The 983-nt window shown below is 56.9% G+C and carries 1 pseudogene; it reads right to left on the bottom strand.

The annotated features are described in order from the left end of the window. A pseudogene (locus tag C1A35_RS35590) lies at positions 1–695 on the bottom strand (MFS transporter); the annotation flags it as partial. Positions 696–983 lie beyond the last annotated feature (288 nt).

Below are 983 nucleotides of genomic sequence, written 5' to 3'. Positions count from 1 at the left end.
CGTTTGGTGGCGGGACCAGTGACGAAGGCTTGAGCGAGGGCGTGCAAGATTCCGAATACCGCAAGCGACAGGCCGATCATCGTCGCGCTCCAGCGAAAGCGGTCCTCGCCGAAAATGACCCAGAGCGCTGCCGGCACCTGTCCTACGAGTTGCATGATAAAGAAGACAGTCATAAGTGCGGCGACGATAGTCATGCCCCGCGCCCACCGGAAGGAGCTGACTGGGTTGAAGGCTCTCAAGGGCATCGGTCGACGCTCTCCCTTATGCGACTCCTGCATTAGGAAGCAGCCCAGTAGTAGGTTGAGGCCGTTGAGCACCGCCGCCGCAAGGAATGGTGCATGCAAGGAGATGGCGCCCAACAGTCCCCCGGCCACGGGGCCTGCCACCATACCCACGCCGAAACAAGCGCTCATGAGCCCGAAGTGGCGAGCCCGATCTTCCCCATCGGTGATGTCGGCGATATAGGCGCCAGCAACCGCACCTGTGGCGCCGGTGATGCCGGCCACGATGCGTCCGGCGTAGAGGATCCACAGGACGGGTGTGGTCGCCATGATCGCGTAGTCGATAGTGGCTCCAAGTAGCGAAGCGAGCAGGACTGGGCGGCGGCCAAAGCGGTCGGACAGTGCTCCGAGAACGGGTGCGCATAGAAATTGCATCAACGCATATAGCGCTAGCAGCACGCCATAGTGACTGGCGATGCTGTCGGAATGGACGATAATTTTCCACCTTTTCCACAAGCTCAACTAGTATTAACGATGTGGATTTAGCAAAAAAAACCTGTAACCCTAAATGTAAAATAACGGGTAAGCCTGCCAACCATGTTATGGCAGATTAAGCGTCTTTTTGAAGGGCACCGCATCTTTCGCGTTGCCGTAAATGTATCCGTTTATAAGGACAGCCCGAATGACGGTCTGCGCAAAAAAACACGTTCATCTCACTCGCGATGCTGCGGAGCAGTTACTGGCTGATATTGATCGACGCCT

This window comes from Ensifer adhaerens (genome assembly GCF_002940685.1).
GTDB classification, from domain to species: domain Bacteria; phylum Pseudomonadota; class Alphaproteobacteria; order Rhizobiales; family Rhizobiaceae; genus Ensifer; species Ensifer adhaerens_E.
Note: the sequence above shows the minus strand (reverse complement) of the source record. Positions and strands in the feature narration are given on the sequence as shown.